Genomic DNA, 15407 nt, shown 5'->3' with positions numbered 1-15407 from the left:
GCTCGCCGAGCCGACCACAGCGGGACCGGCGGACCGCTCGACTCACGTCGTGCGAAGCTCGTCCAGGGCCGTGCTGGCACGCAGGAAGAGCATGCCGACACCGACCGTCACCAGCACCGCGGCCAGGGCGCCGGCGCCGAGCCAGGCCAACTGCTCCAGGGGTACGGCGGGAACCCGCTCGAGCCCGGGAGTTGCGACGACCTGGGTGTACTGCCCACGGGTGGCCGGATCGGCACAGAGCGCGGCAGTGGCGTCGCAGGTCTCCATCCAGGATTCCCCCCTCGACGCCTTCGGGAAGAGCCCACGACCGAGGAACGTGCCCACGGTGAGCGCGAGCAGGATCGCCGGCACCGCCGGCGCCAACGCCTGCCAGGCCACCGATCGGCTCAGCACCGCGCGGGGCACCCCGACGGCGACAAGTGCGGCGTACGCGCGTCGGCGGGCGACGATCCCCTCGACCAGCGCGACGATCAGCCCGCCGGCCGCGATCAGGACGGCCACCGCGACGGCGGCGTCCACCAGGTCCATTGTGGAGAGATAGAACGAGCCGGAGGTCGCTTCGGCCCCGACGAGTCGACTCTGTTCGCGGTCGAGCTGGTCCTGGGTGGCGAAGTAGGCGCGCAACGCGGCCGCACCGGCACCGAAGATCACGGCGGCGAGCAGCGCCGCGAAGGTGCGACTGCCCGCCCACGGGTCGGCCATCAACCGGCCCGCGGCGAGCAGCGCCGGCGCGCGGCGGGCGTACCGACGCAACAACCGCCCGCAGTGGTACGAGATCCAGCCGGTGCCGATCACCACGCCGATCATCGCCGCGAACGCACCCGCCGCCACCAGCAGCGGCACCAGCCAGGCCACCACCTCCTCGTCGTCGGCGAACCGGCGGACCGCCGGGCGGATCAACGCGATCGAGACCACGCCGAACCCGATCAGGAGCCCTGCCCACGGGCCTGGACCGCGCTCGCGGCCGGCCTTGCGGGTCACCCCGAGCGGGCTGGTGGTGACCGTCCGCAGCATCAGTGCGGTGGCGAGCGCCGCGACGGCCGGCAGACCGAGCACCACCCCGGCCAGTACGCCTGTCGACGGCAGCACGTCGGTGGGTAGGGCCAGTCGACCTCGCGCGTCCGGTCGGTGCAGCAGATCGCGGCCAAGCAGGTAGACGCCCAGGCCGACGAGCGTGCCGAGCAGGGCCGCCACGCCGGTCTCCAGCACCACCAGCCGGGTGACCTGGCCGGGGGTGGCACCGGCCAGCCGGAGCGCGGCCAACCGACGGTCCCGTGCCGGCGCGCCGAGCCGGGCGCACTGCCCGGCCAGCGCCAACACCGGGATCATCAGCATCAGCAACGCGAACGCCGTCCCGCCCCGCAACCCGGGCTCCACGAGCAGAGCGTTGTGGTAGTGCTCCGACCACCTGTTCGGGTTCGCATCAGTGGCGGCGGGCGTGGGGATGGCCAGCACGGTGAGCGCCGCGAGCCCGGTCAGGGTCGCCAGCAGGGCGCTGAGTGCGGTGAGCACCACCCGCGCGGTGTCGGTGCGGGTGCCGGCGAGCGCGAGGCGGACCAGCGTCGCCGGTCTCACCGGGCGCCGCCGGCCAGCGGCACGTCGAGCCCCAGGCCGGTGTGGTCCACCAGGCCGTCGCGCAGCACGATCTCCCGATCGGCGTACGCGGCGATCCGCGGCTCGTGGGTGACCAGCACGACGGCGGTACGCTGCTCACGGGCCAGCCGGACCAGATGGGTGAGCACCTGCTCGCCGGTGAGCGTGTCCAACGCACCGGTCGGCTCGTCGGCGAAGAGCACCCGAGGCTCGGTCACCAACGCCCGTGCGGTGGCGCAGCGTTGCTGCTGGCCGCCGGACATCTCACCCGGCCGCACGTCGGCCAACTCCTCCACGCCGAACCGTGCCAGCCAGGTGAGCGCCGCCGTCCGTGCCTCTCGCCGCCCCGTGCCGGCGAGGAGCAGGGGCAGGGCGACGTTCTCCGCGGCGGTCAACTCGGCGACCAGTTGGCCAAACTGGAACAGCACCCCGAACTCGGTGCGCCGCAGTCGGGACCGGGCCCCCTCCGACCAGGTGTCGATGCGGTGCCCGCGCCAGGTGACCTCGCCGGCGTCCGGTCGAAGGATCCCGGCCAGGCAGTGCAGCAGAGTCGACTTGCCGCAGCCGCTCGGCCCGGTGACGGCGACGATCTCGCCCTCGGCCACGTCGAGCGTCACGCCGCGCAGCGCGGGTGTCGGGCCGTACGCCCGAACCACGCCGCGAGCCTGGAGTTGCGTCACGGATGCACCTCCCGGTGCCAGTCGGCGACCCGGGCCAGTGTGGCGTGCAGCCACCGCAGGTCCGCGTCGAGGTGGGCGATCGCGAAGTCGGCCGCGACCACGTCGCTGAGGGTGGCGGTCGGGTCTCCCTTGACCGCGGTCAGCTCACGCAGCCGTGCGGTGTGTGCGGCACGCTGAGACATCAGGTAGGACCGGGCCCGGTCGACGTCGGCGGCCAGCAGCGCCACCACGACCTTGACGAACAGTGTGCTGGCCACGTACGGCATGGGTGGCTCCACTGTGGACAACCACTGGTCCAGCGTGGCCCGTCCCTGCTCGGTCAGCGCGTACGCCGTGCGATCCGGGCCGGAGGCGCGGTCCTGCCCGGCGGCGGCCACCAGGCCGTCACGGTGCAGGCGGCCAAGAGTGGCGTAGACCTGCCCGAAGGCCAGCGGCCGAGCCCGGGGCAGCCGCTCGTCGTGTGCACGCTTGAGCTCATAGCCGTGCCGGCTGCCACCAGCCAACAACCCGAGCAGAACATGCGACGTAGACACCCACCGAACTATTCACCGAGCGAATAGACAAGTCAACACCCCACCCACCCCCCCACCCCCCCACCCCCTCTGCCCCCGTTGATCATGAGGTTATTGCCACGACACGCCGCAGAGCCGCGCAACAACTCCATGATCAACGGGGGCAGAGGGGGTGGGGGACGGGGAGGGGTGGGAGTGGGGGTGGGGTTACGGGGTGGGGGGCCAGGTGGGGGTGCGGCCGGTTTGGGTTAGGAGGTGGGCCAGGTCGGGGGGTGAGGTTGGGGGCGCGGTGGTGGGCACCGGGTCGGCGAAGACGCCCATCTTGCGGGCCGTCGGGCCCAACTGCTCGACCAGCCCGTGCAGCTCGGCCACCGCCTCCGGGGCCGGCTGGTACGGCTGGCCGGTGGCGACGGCGAGGTCCCAGCCGTGCACTGTCAGGTCCAGCAGAGCCATCCCACCGATGACGGTCTGCGGCATGCCCATGCCCGGCGACACACCCTCCAGGGTGGATGGATCCGACCAGGCGGCGATCAACCTGTCGGTCTCCGTCTTGAACCGGTCCCGCCAGCCGTCGGCCAGGTGGTCGGGCTTCTCGGCCCACTCCACCTGCCGCTTCTGGGCCAGATCCTGGAAGTTGACCACCACCTCGAACAGGTGGTTGAGCAGATCGCGCACCACATAGTCCCGGCACGGTGTGGCCAGGTCGAGTTGGTCGTCGGTGATGCCGCGCACCACGTCGACGGTTCGCGGCGCGGCGGCCGCCAGCAGGTCGCTAGTCTGAGTGGTCATAGGGCCAGCGTATGAGGGTGGTCTTGAATAAATGCGACATCGACCGCGGGGCGACAGCCGGGGCATCCTCGACCCCGGACGCCTGCTGCGCGAGGTGCGCTTCCGTCGGCACCTGCCGGTGGAGTCGCTACGCCCCTGGGTGGAGCACTACTGGCTGATCGACTGGTCGTTGGGCACACCGTTCGAGCAACGTGTCGTGCCGCACCCGGCGGTGAACGTGGTGTTCCGGCGCGACGGTGACGGGCCGGAGTCCGGCGAGGTGGCCGGGGTGGGCCGCGACCTGTTTCGAATCACGCTCATCGGCACCGGCCGGGTGTGCGGTGTGCAGTTCCGTCCCGGTGGGTTCCACTCGTTCTGGCGGCGTCCGGTCACCGAGCTGACCGGCCGCCGGGTGCCGCTGCCCGCTGGCCGGCTGGCCGTACCCCAGGAAGTGGTGTGCGGGGCCACCGACGACGAACGGTGCCGCGCGTTGGACGCCCTGCTCACCGCCTGGGATCCGCAGCCGGATCCGCTGGCCGAGGAGGCCATCCGGTTGGCCGAGGCGATCCGCACCGACCGGACGGTGCTGCGGGTCGACGACTTCGCGGCGCGGCACGACGTTCCGGTTCGCCGGTTGCAGCGGCTCTTCATCGAGTACGTGGGGGTCGGGCCGAAGTGGGTGATCCGCCGCTACCGGCTCCAGGAGGCCGTCGAACAGGCCGCCGGCGGCCCGCTGAGCTGGGCGGATCTCGCCGCCGAACTGGGCTACAGCGATCAGGCCCATCTGGTCCGCGACTTCACCGCCGTGGCCGGGGTGTCACCCGCCGCGTACGCCCGCTCGGTGCACTGAAGCGGGCACCACAGGCAACCCGCGAGAGCCGTCGGCTCAGCGGCGGCGCAGGACGACCACGGCGACGTCGTCCTGGATCTCCGGTGGGGCCAGCTCCACCAGCAGCCGGGCGCAGAACCGGTCCAGGTCGTCGTCGACAGTGGCGCAGACCGCGGCGAGCGCGGCCAGCCCCTCGTCGATTGTCGCGTCCCGCCGCTCGATCAGCCCGTCGGTGTAGAACACCAGCGTGGCCCCGACCGGCAGCACGAACTCCAGGTCGGCCGGGCGAGGCGCGCGGACGCCGAGCAGCGGCGCGGAGTGCTGCACGAACTCGACAGCGCCGCCCAGGTTGAGCGCCGGCGGAAGATGCCCGGCACTGGCCAGCCGGACCCGCCCGGTCGGCGGGTGCAGCAGGAGTACGCAGAGTGTGGCGATCTCGTTGGGCAGCAGCGTCCGCATCAACTCGTTGACCCGGTGCAGGATCTCGCCGGGCTGGTGCCCCTCGACCGCGTACGCCCGCACCGCGTGCCGCAGCTCGGCCATCACCGTCGCCGCGTGCAGCGAGTGGCCTGCCACGTCGCCGATGGCCAACAGCAGGTGCCCGTCGAGCATCACCAGCTCGTAGAAGTCGCCGCCCACCTCGGTCTGTGCGCTGGCCGGCTCGTAGCGCACGGCGAGGTCCAGGCCGGCGACGGTGGGCAGCCCGCGCGGGAGCAGGCTGCGTTGGAGGGTGACGGCGATCCGGTGCTCCTCGTCGAACGAGCGTTGCCCCTCCACGGCCGCCGCCACCGCCTGCGCCAGTTGCTTGAGCACCGGGGTCCGAGCGGTCTGGGTGGCGGTCGGGACCACCACGTACAGCGGGGCCCGGTCCTCGCGCAGCCGGGCGGCGGCGACGGTCACCGTGTCGTCCGCCGGCCAGTCGACGAGCGCCCAACTCGCCGGGGTCTGCACCCGGACGGTGGCGCCGGTCGGCACTCCGGTGTCGTCGACGACCCAGGGCACCACGGCGGCGGCCGCGCCGGGACCGGCGCAGATCCCCGCGAGACAGTCACCGTCGAAGGTTTCGGCGATCACCGCCGCCGGGCTCTTGAAGATCTGCGCGGCGCCCTCGGCGGCGGCCTCCAGCAGGCGTGCGAAGGTCGGCGCGGCGTGCACCGCCACTGTCGTGTCGGCCAGCCCGAGCAGGCGTTCGGCGAGCAGTTCGGCGCGCTGCCGGGCCTGGTAGTAGCGCAGCACGGCCCGCGTGGTGGCGATCAGCTCTTCCGGCTCGATCGGCTCGGTCAGGTACGCGTCCGCGCCCCGGGTCAGCCCCTGGGCCCGGTCGGCCACGTCGACGGCGTGCGCCGACACGTGGATCACCGGCATCGCCGGGTGCCGGGCCTTGATCTGTTCGCAGACCTCGTACCCGCTCAGGTCGGGCAGCCGCACGTCGAGGACGACAAGGTCGATCCGGTCCACCTCGACCCGGGCCAACGCCTCGGCGCCGTTCTCGGCTTCGAGCACCGTGAACCCGGCCCGGGTCAGCCAGCTGACCAGCAGGTAGCGCTTGGTACGACTGTCGTCGACGACCAGGATGGTTGCCGGCATGCCGTCCATGCTGTCACGCCCCGCCGATGGGCAGGGAGACGGTGAATGTGCTGCCCCGGCCCGGCACGCTTGTCAGCTCCAGTGTCCCGCCGAGCAGTGTCACCAACCGCCGGGCGTACGGCAGGCCGAGGCCGGTGCCGCCGACCCGGGTGGCGCCCGGCACCTGGTAGAACTCCTCGAAGATCCGGTCGTGCAGCTCGGTGGCGATGCCGGGGCCGGTGTCACTGACCTCGAAGTTCCACCGGTCGCCGTGCTGGCGGGCCCGCAGTCGCACCTCGCCGTGCTCGGTGAACTTCAACCCGTTGTGCAGCAGGTTGCGCAGCACCTGGCCGAGCAGCACCTCGTCGGTGCGCAGCGTGGCCGGCGCGGTCGGCTCCTCCACCACCAGCTCCACCGCCGGGCGGGTGGCCAGGGCACGCAGTGTGCCGCGCAGTTGGCCGAACACGGGTCGCAGGTCGACGTCCGCCCAGTCCGGCTCGATTCGGCCGGACTCCGCCTTGGCGAGGTCCAGCAGTTCGTTGACCAGGTTGAGCAGGTCTGCCGCCGACGAGCGGATCAGATCGACCTGGCGGCCCTGCTCCTCGGTGAGCGGGTCGGAGGCGGAGTCGGTGAGCAGCCGCCCCAACCCGATGATCGCGGTGACCGGGGCGCGCAGCTCGTGGCTGACGTTGGCCAGGAAGCGGCTCTTCGACTCGCTCGCCGCGCGCAGTTGCGCCGACTTCTCGTCCAGCTCGGCGTAGAGGGCGACGACACCCCGATTGGTCTCCTCCAACTCCTCGGTGAGCTGGTTGTAGAGCGCCAGCACCCCCCGGTTGGTCTCGGCCAGCTCCTCGTTCAGCACTGCCAACTCGTCGCGCTGACTGCGCACCTCGTCGAGTGCGGCGATGAGTTGCCCGTTCTGCACTGTCAGCTCGTCCAGAGCGCTGGCCGGCGCGGTACGGCCGAGTTCCGTACGGAACTCGGCGAGCCGCTCCGGGGTCGGCGTCGGCGCGCTGGCCGGAACTCGTCGGGACATCCGTACGACCGTAACCCCCTCGACGGTCGACACGCTCAGAGTGTCGACCAGTCGGGACACCGCGCCGGACTGCGGCTGGTAACCGCCGTCCGGGAGCGCGGTCACCGGGGCCAGGTCGGCGCGCAGGTGGAACCGGCCGTCCGCGCCCTCGTCGACGTGGAAGGAGACGTCCGCGCCGCCGGTCGTACGCAGCAGGTCGCGGGCCACCTCGCTGAGCGCGGTGGCGATCCGCACCTGGTCCTGGCGTTCGAGGCCGACAACGGCGGCCACCTCACGGCCCCGTTGACGGATCACGAAGATGTCCTGCTCGACCCGCAGCGCCATCTGCAGCACCGGCTCGGCGGTCATGCCCAGGACCTCGCGACAAGTACGCAGGCGTCATCACGTCGCACACCCGCGTCGCGCAGCAGGGTCGCGGCCATCACCAGCGGGGATCGTTCCGCCAGGCCCGGGTAGTCGGTCAACCGCCAGCGGTCGACCACACCGTCGCTGTGCATCACCAGTCGGGCGCCCGGAGCGAGCGGGTAGTCGTACTCCCGGATCGTCGGCCGCTGGTGGCCGGCGATGCCGGGCAGCGACACCAGCCCGCGGCGCTGACCGTCACCCTCGACGACCACGCCGGAGATGTTACCCAGGCCGGCGTAGCGCAGCATGCCGGCTGCCGGCTCCAGCTCGGCGACCGCGAGCGCGGCGCCCCGGGTGTGCGACATGCTCCGGTGCAGGTGACCGACGACCGCGGCCGGTGGCCCGGCGGGGGCGTTCCGGAACGCGGCGAGCGCCGCGTCGGTGGCGGCGGCGGCCAGCGGGCCGTGCCCCAGCCCGTCGCTGACCAGCACCTGGTGCCGCCCGTCGGCGACCCGGACGGCGTACCCGTCACCGCTGACCGTCTCGCCGGTCAGCGGTCGGGTGAGGGCACCGGCCCAGGACGGCGGCGCCGGCTCCGCCGGCCAGACCTGCACGGCGAGGACTGTGCCCCGGCCGGGCAGCGAGTAGCCGTCGAACCAACTGGCCTGCCGGACGATGGCGCCCAGACCGATGCCGAGCGTGCCGGTGGTGGAGTGCCCGTCCTGCGACGAGACGGTCAGGTCGGCCATGCCGGGGCCGGAGTCGATGGCGATCAGCTCCACACCGGCCTCCCCGGCGCGGCGTACCGGCCGCAGCAGCAGGACACCGTCGTCGGCGTGCTTGACCAGGTTGCTGGTCAGCTCGGCGGCGACGATCGCCAGGTCGGCGATGCGTAGCGCACTCAACTCCACCTGCGCGCCGAGGCGTTCGGCGGCGCGCCGCACGGCGCTCGCCGCGCTGCTGGCCTCCACCCGGAACCAGATGCCACTGTCGGTGACCGGATCGGCGTTCACCGGGACCACTTGGTGACCGTGATCCGCGTGCCGGTCTGCGGAGACGTCTCGATCTCGAACTCGTCGACGAGTCGGCGGGACCCGCTGAGCCCGAGGCCCATGCCGCCGCCTGTGGTGTAGCCGTCGGTCAGGGCCAGGTCCAGGTCCGGGATACCCGGCCCGGAGTCGGCGAAGACGATCCGGACGCCCTTGCGCCGGCCGTTGTCCACTGTTGTCACCTCGGCCGAGCCGCCGCCGCCGTACACCAGGGTGTTGCGAGCCAGCTCGCTCGCCGCGGTGACCACCTTGGTCTGGTCGACGAGAGACAGCTTGACGGCCACCGCCACGGCGCGGACCAACTGCCGGACGCGCACCACGTCCTCGTCGCTCTGGACCACCTGCGTCTGCGGCTGACCCAGGTCGATGCCCGCGGTCACGTCGTGGCCGTCTCGGCGTCCGGATCGTCGTCGAGCTGATAATCGAGCAGTTCGTCGGCGTGGGCCGCCGCGATCAGCTCCATGCCACGCTCGACGTTCAGCGCGGTACGGATGCCGTTCAGCGACAGCCCCAGTTCGACGAGGGTGATGGCGACGGCGGGGCGCATGCCGACCACCACCGTCTCCGCGTCGAGCACCTTGGAGATAGACGCGATGGTGGAGAGCATCCGCCCGACGAAGGAGTCGACGATGTCCAGCGCGGTGATGTCGATGATGACGCCGTGGCAGCCGGTGTCCACGATCCGCTCGGCGAGATCCTCCTGGAGCTGGACCGCGGTCTGGTCGGACATGTCCAACTGGATGGAGACGAGCAGGATGTCGCCGATCTTGAGGATCGGCACCCGTTCCATCAGACGCCCCGGCGCGGCTGGCGGCGGGCGGTCTCCACCCCGGTGAGCCGCAGCACGTGGCGCAGCGCGTCGGCGAGGCTCGCCTTGGTGGCGATGTCGCCGAACTCGATGCCGAGCGCGACGATCGTCTGCGCGATCTGCGGGCGGATGCCGGAGATGATGCAGTCGGCGCCCATCAGCCGGGCGGCCACCACGGTCTTCAGGATGTGCTGGGCGACCTGGGTGTCCACCGCCGGGACGCCGGTGATGTCGATGATCGCGTACGGGGAGCCGGTGTCGACGAGCGTCTGCAACAGCCGCTCCATCACCACCTGGGCCCGCGCCGAGTCCAGGGTGCCGACCAGCGGGACGGCCACCACACCCTCCCAGAGCTTGACCACCGGTGTGGAGAGCTCGAGCAACTGCTCGGCCTGGTCGGCGATCAGGCTCTCCCGGGTGCGGACGAAGCTCTCGAAGGTGAACAGGCCCATCTCGTCGACGAGCTTCGAGAAGGCGACGTAGTCGTGCAGCGCGTTGACGCCGCCGGCCTCCTGCACCAGCTCGGCCAGCACGTCCTTGAGCGCGAAGATGCTGACCGTGGTCTCGGTGGCGGAGAAGCCCTGCCGGGCCCGGCCACGGGACAACTCGGTGAGCGCGGCGCGCAACTCGGCGGCGTTCTCGCTGGACAGGTCGAGCTCGCCCTGCTCACCGGCGGCGACGATGACGCGATGCAGGTCCTGGACCTGCCGGCGCAGCTCGGCCTGGCTCAGCCGGCCCCGCAACGAACTGGTGACGATCTCGGTCCACCGAGACGTGACCCGTTCGGCCTGCCCGCTGAGCAGCGCGGCGAGCCGACCACTCTCTTCGGTGCTCAACGCCATTTGGAACCCCCTTGACCTGGACCGGGCGGACTCTATCACCGGGGCCTGACCAACTACTTGCCCCGTAGCAACGGAATGACGACGGCCACCGGATCCCGGCTCCCCGTTCTGCGTACGCCCCCGGTCGTGGGATACCGTTCCCCCGATAACAGGAGGTCTGGCAAATGTCCTTGACGGTGCACACGGAACAGCGCGGCGACGTGGTCGTCGTGTCGGTCGCGGGCGAGCTCGACATGGCCACCGCACCGCAGCTTCAGGACCAGATCACCGACCTGCTCGACAAGGGCCGCAACCGGCTGGTGTTCGACCTGGCGGACGTCTCGTTCTGCGACTCGACGGGTCTGTCGGTCTTCGTCCGCGCCAAGAACAGCTGCGACGAGGCCGGCGGCGTGGTGCGGCTGGCCGCCCCGCAGCGGGGTGTGTTGCGCATCCTCGAGGTGAGCGGGCTGGTCGAGGTGCTGCACACCTATCCGACGGTGGACGAGGCAGTCGCCGGCGAACCGACGTCGGCCTCCTGACCGCTGTCGTTAGTCACTCGTCCTCGACGTAGCGGGGGCGGGAGATCGCCATACCCGCCACCGTCTGCACGGCGAGCGCGCCCAGCAGGAACCCGATCGGCGCGGTCCAGCCGCCGGTGACCTCGTAGAGGATGCCGACCAGCAGTGGGCCGAGGGCCGCGATCACGTACCCGGTGCTCTGCGCGAACGCGGAGAGCGCGACGGTCCCTTCGGCAGTGCGGGCCCGTAGGCCGATGGCGGTCAGGATCATCGGGAACGCGCCCTGGCCGATCGCCAGCAGGATGACCCAGAGCAGCGCGGCCCCGTGCGGGGCGAGCGCCAGCCCCAGGTAGGCGAGCGTCGACGCGGTGGTCATCCCGAGCACCAGCGGCCGCAGGCTGGTCATCCGGCCGGCCACTGTCGGCATCACCAGTGCGATCGGCACGCCGAGCGCTGTCACTCCGGCCAGCAGCAGTCCGGCCGACTCCGGCTGGTAGCCGGCATCCCGGAACAACTGGGCCAGCCAGCCCATGATCGCGTACCCACTCAGTGACTGCGCCCCGAAGTAGACCGCCATCGCCCAGCCGAGCCGGGTCCGCGCCGGCCGGACCCGCACCGGCGCGGTGCCGGCCGCCGTCGGGGTCGAGCGCCGCGCGCCCGCCCGGGTCCGCAGCGCCAGCGGCACCCACGGGAGTACGGCCACCGCGGCCATCGCGGCCCAGACGCCCAGCCCCGCCCGCCAGGAGCCGAAGGCGTGCGCGATCGGCACCGCGGAGGCCGCGGCCACCGTCGTGCCCAGGGTCAGGGCCATCGTGTACGCCCCGGTGACCAGCCCGGTCCGGTGCGGGAAGTGCTGCTTGACAAGCATCGGCAACAGGATGTTGGCGACCGCGATCCCGGCCAGCGCCAGGGCGCTGGTGAGCACGAAGACCCAGGCCGAGTCGGTGGCGGCCCGGAGCACCTGGCCGACGGCGAGGGCGAGCATGGCGACCACCAGCACCCGGGCGGGTGCCACCCGACGGACCAGCCACGGGGTGAGCGCGCCGAGGCCGGCGAACGCGATGGTCGGCAGCGTGGTGACCAGACCGGCCATGGTGCCGGAGAGCCCCAGCCCGTCGCGGATCTCGTCGAGCAGGGCGCCCAGGCTGGTCACCACGGCCCGCAGGTTGAGCGCGACCAGCAGCATCCCGACCAGCACGAGCGCGCCACCGGTGGCCGGGTGCGTCCGTCGGCCCGTGCCCGGGTCGCGCGTCGAGGGTGGATCGACGAGGACGGGAGCGGGCGGCGCCGGCGCGGCGGTGGGTGGCGGGGTCATGACCGCTAACCTACAATCATGGGATGAATTATGGGCCGGTGTTGTAACCAGTGCCACGATCTGGCAATTCCCCCTCCGCACCGCAGACGCCGCCCCGCGGCCAGCCCGCCGTGCCGCCCCGCGGCCACCGGGTCCGGCAGACCATCGAGCAGCTCCGCGCCCGCATCCTCGGCGGCGAGTGGCCCGTCGGCGGGCGCATCCCCACCGAGCCACAGCTGGTCGCCGCGCTGGGCGTGGGGCGCAACACGGTCCGCGAGGCGGTCCGCGCCCTGGTGCACGCCGGGGTGCTGGAGTGCCGGCAGGGCTCCGGCACCTACGTGGTGTCCACCGACGAGCTGGCGCCGGTGGTCGCCCGCCGACTCGGCGACGACCGGATGACCGAGGTCATCGAGGTGCGGCGTGCCTTCGAGGTGGAGGCCGCCCGGCTCGCCGCGCTGCGGCGTACACCGGAGGACCTGGCGGCGCTCGACGGCCTGCTCGCCGAACGCGAGGCCGCCTGGCACGGCAGCCGGGTCGACGCGTTCGTCGAGGCCGACGCGGCGCTGCACGTCGCGGTGGTCGCCGCCGCGCACAACGCCATGCTCGCCGAGCTGTACGCCTCGGTCGGCACCGCCCTGCGCAGCACTGTCGCCCAGGCGATGGGGGGCGCGCTCACGCCCGAGCGCTACGTCGACCACACCCGGCTGGTCGAGGCGATCCGGGCCGGCGATCCGGGCCGGGCGGCGAGCGAAGCCGGCGCTTTTCTGGAGCCCACCGGCGGGGCATAGGTTGTGCCGGACAGAAAAGCGGACACCTCGGGAGTACGGATGCTCAAGGGCTTCAAAGACTTCATCATGCGCGGCAACGTCGTCGACCTGGCGGTCGGTGTCGTCATCGGCGCCGCGTTCACGGGCGTGGTCACCCAGCTCACCAAGTCGTTCCTCGAACCACTGATCCGGGTCATCGTGCTGCTCATCACCGGCAGCGACAAGGGCCTGGCCGGCACGGCACCAGAGTTCCGCGGCATCCCATTCGACTGGATCGCCTTCGTCAACGCGGTGATCACCTTCCTGCTGACCGCGGCGGCGCTCTACTTCCTGGTCGTCTACCCGATGAACCGGCTGGCCGAGCGGCGCAAGCGCGGCGAGGAGCCGCCGCCCTCGGCGCCGAGCGAGGAGGTCAAGCTGCTCACCGAGATCCGGGACGCCCTGGTCTCCGCCGGCCACGCCACCCCCGGCCAGCAGCGCGGGGCACTTGACGACGTGCTGGGCCGCCGTCCCGAGCCGCCGACGCAGCGCTGACCGAACGGATGCACATCGGCCCCTGCGGGATTCCCGCAGGGGTCGCATCTTCTCGTACGTTTGTTCGATAGAGTCCCGCCATGGAGCAGCGGAAGCACTGGTGGAACGGGAAGTGGGGGCGACTGGCCCGACGGGACGTCTTCCTGCGGGTGGACGCCGACCGGTGGCACGTCGAGCAGCGGGCCGGCGGGGCCGAGGGCATCTCCCGGTTCTACGAGTACGGCAGTGCGGACGAGGCCGAGGACACTGTCCGGGCGCTCCTCGACGGCCCGGACACCTGGCGGGAGCTGTCCCCCCGACCGCCGGGCAGCTGGACCCTCCCGAACAGCTGAACGGTCACCGCCGTCCACCGTCACTCCGGCCCCGGAGAGGGTGGCGCTCTCGTCGGTGATGACGCAGTGGCATCAATATGCCTCAGAGTCATCACCTTCTCGGGCTCCATCGTCTCCTGGACCTGCCGCCACCGGACTGCCGGACCGCCGGCGGCGTTTAGCTGCGCGCGGCCCCGGGAACCGCTCTGGGATGGACCAGCAGGGCGAGCAGCAGACGACCATCTCACGGATCACCACCGGGATGCCGGTGATCGACTCGACCGGCACCGAGGTCGGCACGGTGGACCTGGTCCAGCGGGCCGATCCGAACGCGGTGACCGTCCAGGCACCGACCGCCGATCCGGGCAGCAGCCTGAACGAGTTGATCGAGGCGACCGCGGTCGAGGAGCCGGACGTTCCGGCCGACCTGGCGGCGCGGCTGCTGCACAGCGGCTACCTGAAGGTCTCGACCGAGCTGACCCGCACGGGCGCGGTGTACGTGCCGGCCGACCGGATCGGGTCGGTGGCCGACGGCCGCGTCCTCCTCGCCGTTGGCGTGGCGGACCTGCCACCCGAGGAGTAGCCCCAGCCCCGAGATCCACTCGACTTCAGGAAAGTCGGGCTATCCCAAGGCACCGGAAGCCCCGATTTCCTTAAACCCGAGTGGATCTTGGCCCGTCGGCCGGTGCGGCGGTCGGTGCGGCCGGTGCGGCGGTCGGCGCGGCCGGTGCGGCGGTCGGTGCGGCCGGTGCGGCGGTCGGCGCGTCGCCGGACGCGGCAGGTGCGGCGGCCGGGCGTCGGTGGAAGAGCAGCAGCATCAGGCAGCCCGCGATCAGGCCCCAGAACGCCCCGCCCACGCCGACCAGGGTCACCCCGGAGGCGGTCACCACGAAGGTGACAACGGCGGCCTCCCGGGTGGCCGGGTCGGTCACCGCCGCAGCGAGCGCGGTGGCGAGGGCGCCCAGTAGGGCCAGCCCGGCGACCGCCTCGATGAGGATCGGCGGGGCGACCGCGACGAGTGCGGTGGCCACGCCGGCACCCAGGCCGAGCAGGGCCAGCCCGGCACCGGCCGTGACCGAGGCGACCCAGCGGCGGTCCGGGTCCGGATGGGCGTCCGGGCCGGCGGCCAACGCGGCGGTGATCGCCGCGAGGTTCACCGCGTGCCCGCCGGCCGGGGCGGCGAGCAGGCTGGCCAGGCCGGTGGCCCGCAGCGCGGCGCCGAACGGCGGCCGGTAGCCGTAGCCGGCCAGCACCGCCATGCCTGGCACGTTCTGTGCGGCCATGGTGACCAGGAACAGCGGGAGGGCGAGGCCGACCAGGGCGGATGCTTCCCAGGCCGGCGCGGTGAGGACGATCGACGGGGCCAGCGTGGCACCGGTCAGGCCGGTCGGCGGCGCGGTCAGCGCGATCGCGACCACCGCCACCAGCAACGCGCCGGGCACCGCCCAGCGGCGGGCGAAGCGGTGCAGCAGCAGCCAGCCGGCCACCACCGGCCCGGCCACGGCGGGCAGCTCCACGAGCGCGCGGACCGGGGCGGTGCAGAGCGGGAGCAGCACCCCGGCGAGCATCGCGCCGGCCACCGGCTTGGGGATGGCGGCCACCGCACGCCCGAGTGGCGGAAACAGTCCGGCCGCCACGATCAGCACACCGGAGACGAGGAAGGCGCCCACCGCGACCGGCCAACCGCCCGGCGGCGCTCCGGTGGCCACCAACAGCGCCGCGCCCGGCGTGGACCAGGCCACGCTCATCGGTATCCGGTGCCGCCAGCCCAGCCAGGCGGCGGCGAGGCCGCACGCCACGCAGAGGGCGAGCAGGCCGGAGGCGGCCTGCGCGTCCGACGCACCGGCCGCCCGGAGCCCCGCCAGCACGACGGTGAACGAGCTGGCGAAGCCCACCAGGGCGGTCACCACGCCGGCCAACACCGGTTGGACGCGTCCGGCCATACCACCCTCCCCAAGCGTTCCGTTTACGGAACG

Annotated in this window: 18 protein-coding genes; 6 read left to right on the top strand and 12 right to left on the bottom strand. The window is 72.5% G+C overall.

Features of this window, described 5'->3' with window-relative positions:
- Positions 1-42: 42 nt before the first annotated feature.
- The 4 genes from AB0A95_RS13025 to AB0A95_RS13010 all read right to left on the bottom strand — a co-directional run bounded on the left by AB0A95_RS13025 (position 43) and on the right by AB0A95_RS13010 (position 3574).
- The gene (locus tag AB0A95_RS13025; RefSeq protein WP_357555870.1) at positions 43-1575 is read right to left on the bottom strand and encodes an FtsX-like permease family protein; all 1533 of its coding nucleotides are present in this window, start codon (positions 1573-1575) and stop codon (positions 43-45) included.
- On the bottom strand, positions 1572-2273 hold the full coding sequence (locus tag AB0A95_RS13020) for an ABC transporter ATP-binding protein (protein ID WP_357555869.1): 702 nt from the start codon (positions 2271-2273) through the stop codon (positions 1572-1574). The genes AB0A95_RS13025 and AB0A95_RS13020 overlap by 4 nt, the downstream gene beginning before the upstream one ends.
- Positions 2270-2806, bottom strand: a complete 537-nt coding sequence (locus tag AB0A95_RS13015) for a PadR family transcriptional regulator (RefSeq protein WP_357555868.1) — start codon at positions 2804-2806, stop codon at positions 2270-2272. Before AB0A95_RS13015 ends, AB0A95_RS13020 begins: the two co-directional genes overlap by 4 nt.
- Before the next feature lie 186 nt (positions 2807-2992).
- Complete coding sequence (locus AB0A95_RS13010; RefSeq protein ID WP_357555867.1) at positions 2993-3574, bottom strand: TIGR03086 family metal-binding protein; 582 nt, start codon at positions 3572-3574, stop codon at positions 2993-2995.
- Positions 3575-3605: 31 nt separating this feature from the next.
- Here AB0A95_RS13010 and AB0A95_RS13005 point away from each other — a divergent pair, with 31 nt between their 5' ends.
- Positions 3606-4403: an AraC family transcriptional regulator gene (locus AB0A95_RS13005; RefSeq protein ID WP_357555866.1), complete on the top strand. Its 798-nt coding sequence runs from the start codon at positions 3606-3608 to the stop codon at positions 4401-4403.
- 36 nt (positions 4404-4439) lie between these two features.
- Here the strand turns inward: AB0A95_RS13005 and AB0A95_RS13000 are convergent, their stop codons facing one another.
- From AB0A95_RS13000 to AB0A95_RS12975, 6 genes are read right to left on the bottom strand one after another with little or no spacing between them, the layout of a single operon-like run.
- On the bottom strand, positions 4440-5978 hold the full coding sequence (locus AB0A95_RS13000) for a SpoIIE family protein phosphatase (RefSeq protein WP_357555865.1): 1539 nt from the start codon (positions 5976-5978) through the stop codon (positions 4440-4442).
- A gap of 4 nt (positions 5979-5982) precedes the next feature.
- On the bottom strand, positions 5983-7332 hold the full coding sequence (locus tag AB0A95_RS12995; RefSeq protein ID WP_357555864.1) for a sensor histidine kinase: 1350 nt from the start codon (positions 7330-7332) through the stop codon (positions 5983-5985).
- Complete coding sequence (locus AB0A95_RS12990; RefSeq protein WP_357555863.1) at positions 7329-8342, bottom strand: SpoIIE family protein phosphatase; 1014 nt, start codon at positions 8340-8342, stop codon at positions 7329-7331. The genes AB0A95_RS12995 and AB0A95_RS12990 overlap by 4 nt, the downstream gene beginning before the upstream one ends.
- Positions 8339-8758 carry an ATP-binding protein gene (locus AB0A95_RS12985; protein ID WP_357555862.1) on the bottom strand — a complete coding sequence of 140 codons (420 nt, stop codon included), beginning with the start codon at positions 8756-8758 and terminating at the stop codon, positions 8339-8341. The genes AB0A95_RS12990 and AB0A95_RS12985 overlap by 4 nt, the downstream gene beginning before the upstream one ends.
- Positions 8755-9168, bottom strand: a complete 414-nt coding sequence (locus AB0A95_RS12980) for an STAS domain-containing protein (protein ID WP_357555861.1) — start codon at positions 9166-9168, stop codon at positions 8755-8757. The genes AB0A95_RS12985 and AB0A95_RS12980 overlap by 4 nt, the downstream gene beginning before the upstream one ends.
- Positions 9168-10028, bottom strand: a complete 861-nt coding sequence (locus AB0A95_RS12975) for an STAS domain-containing protein (protein WP_357555860.1) — start codon at positions 10026-10028, stop codon at positions 9168-9170. The genes AB0A95_RS12980 and AB0A95_RS12975 overlap by 1 nt, the downstream gene beginning before the upstream one ends.
- 164 nt (positions 10029-10192) lie before the next feature.
- On the opposite strand from AB0A95_RS12975, the gene AB0A95_RS12970 reads away from it, so the two are divergent.
- Entirely contained in the window at positions 10193-10546 is a 354-nt protein-coding gene (locus tag AB0A95_RS12970) for an STAS domain-containing protein (protein ID WP_357526143.1), read from the top strand.
- A 13-nt stretch (positions 10547-10559) separates the two neighbouring features.
- On the opposite strand, the gene AB0A95_RS12965 is transcribed toward AB0A95_RS12970, so the two are convergent.
- Positions 10560-11840 carry an MFS transporter gene (locus AB0A95_RS12965; RefSeq protein WP_357555859.1) on the bottom strand — a complete coding sequence of 427 codons (1281 nt, stop codon included), beginning with the start codon at positions 11838-11840 and terminating at the stop codon, positions 10560-10562.
- Between the two features lie 110 nt (positions 11841-11950).
- Here AB0A95_RS12965 and AB0A95_RS12960 point away from each other — a divergent pair, with 110 nt between their 5' ends.
- The 4 genes from AB0A95_RS12960 to AB0A95_RS12945 all read left to right on the top strand — a co-directional run bounded on the left by AB0A95_RS12960 (position 11951) and on the right by AB0A95_RS12945 (position 14014).
- Positions 11951-12607 (top strand): FCD domain-containing protein, encoded by a 657-nt coding sequence (locus AB0A95_RS12960; protein WP_357555858.1) that lies wholly within the window; start codon positions 11951-11953, stop codon positions 12605-12607.
- A gap of 39 nt (positions 12608-12646) precedes the next feature.
- Positions 12647-13120: a large conductance mechanosensitive channel protein MscL gene (mscL, locus tag AB0A95_RS12955; protein WP_357555905.1), complete on the top strand. Its 474-nt coding sequence runs from the start codon at positions 12647-12649 to the stop codon at positions 13118-13120.
- Between the two features lie 80 nt (positions 13121-13200).
- Positions 13201-13452, top strand: a complete 252-nt coding sequence (locus AB0A95_RS12950; RefSeq protein ID WP_088951051.1) for a hypothetical protein — start codon at positions 13201-13203, stop codon at positions 13450-13452.
- 190 nt (positions 13453-13642) lie between these two features.
- Complete coding sequence (locus AB0A95_RS12945) at positions 13643-14014, top strand: hypothetical protein (protein WP_357555857.1); 372 nt, start codon at positions 13643-13645, stop codon at positions 14012-14014.
- A gap of 70 nt (positions 14015-14084) precedes the next feature.
- On the opposite strand, the gene AB0A95_RS12940 is transcribed toward AB0A95_RS12945, so the two are convergent.
- A complete protein-coding gene (locus tag AB0A95_RS12940; RefSeq protein ID WP_357555856.1) occupies positions 14085-15374 on the bottom strand; it encodes a benzoate/H(+) symporter BenE family transporter in 1290 nt (429 codons plus the stop codon).
- Positions 15375-15407: the final 33 nt, after the last annotated feature.

This window comes from Micromonospora sp. NPDC049230 (genome assembly GCF_040647875.1).
GTDB lineage: Bacteria > Actinomycetota > Actinomycetes > Mycobacteriales > Micromonosporaceae > Micromonospora.
The sequence above is the reverse complement of the archived record's forward strand: the minus strand, read 5'-3'. Positions and strand labels throughout refer to the sequence as shown.

Coding starts and splice junctions, on each gene's coding strand:
- AB0A95_RS13010 (WP_357555867.1), bottom strand. CDS start 3,574: ATGACCACTCAGACTAGCGACCTGCTGGCGGCCGCCGCGCCGCGAACC.
- AB0A95_RS13005 (WP_357555866.1), top strand. CDS start 3,606: ATGCGACATCGACCGCGGGGCGACAGCCGGGGCATCCTCGACCCCGGA.
- AB0A95_RS13000 (WP_357555865.1), bottom strand. CDS start 5,978: ATGGACGGCATGCCGGCAACCATCCTGGTCGTCGACGACAGTCGTACC.
- AB0A95_RS12995 (WP_357555864.1), bottom strand. CDS start 7,332: ATGACCGCCGAGCCGGTGCTGCAGATGGCGCTGCGGGTCGAGCAGGAC.
- AB0A95_RS12980 (WP_357555861.1), bottom strand. CDS start 9,168: ATGGAACGGGTGCCGATCCTCAAGATCGGCGACATCCTGCTCGTCTCC.
- AB0A95_RS12975 (WP_357555860.1), bottom strand. CDS start 10,028: ATGGCGTTGAGCACCGAAGAGAGTGGTCGGCTCGCCGCGCTGCTCAGC.
- AB0A95_RS12970 (WP_357526143.1), top strand. CDS start 10,193: ATGTCCTTGACGGTGCACACGGAACAGCGCGGCGACGTGGTCGTCGTG.
- AB0A95_RS12965 (WP_357555859.1), bottom strand. CDS start 11,840: ATGACCCCGCCACCCACCGCCGCGCCGGCGCCGCCCGCTCCCGTCCTC.
- mscL (WP_357555905.1), top strand. CDS start 12,647: ATGCTCAAGGGCTTCAAAGACTTCATCATGCGCGGCAACGTCGTCGAC.
- AB0A95_RS12950 (WP_088951051.1), top strand. CDS start 13,201: ATGGAGCAGCGGAAGCACTGGTGGAACGGGAAGTGGGGGCGACTGGCC.
- AB0A95_RS12945 (WP_357555857.1), top strand. CDS start 13,643: ATGGACCAGCAGGGCGAGCAGCAGACGACCATCTCACGGATCACCACC.
- AB0A95_RS12940 (WP_357555856.1), bottom strand. CDS start 15,374: ATGGCCGGACGCGTCCAACCGGTGTTGGCCGGCGTGGTGACCGCCCTG.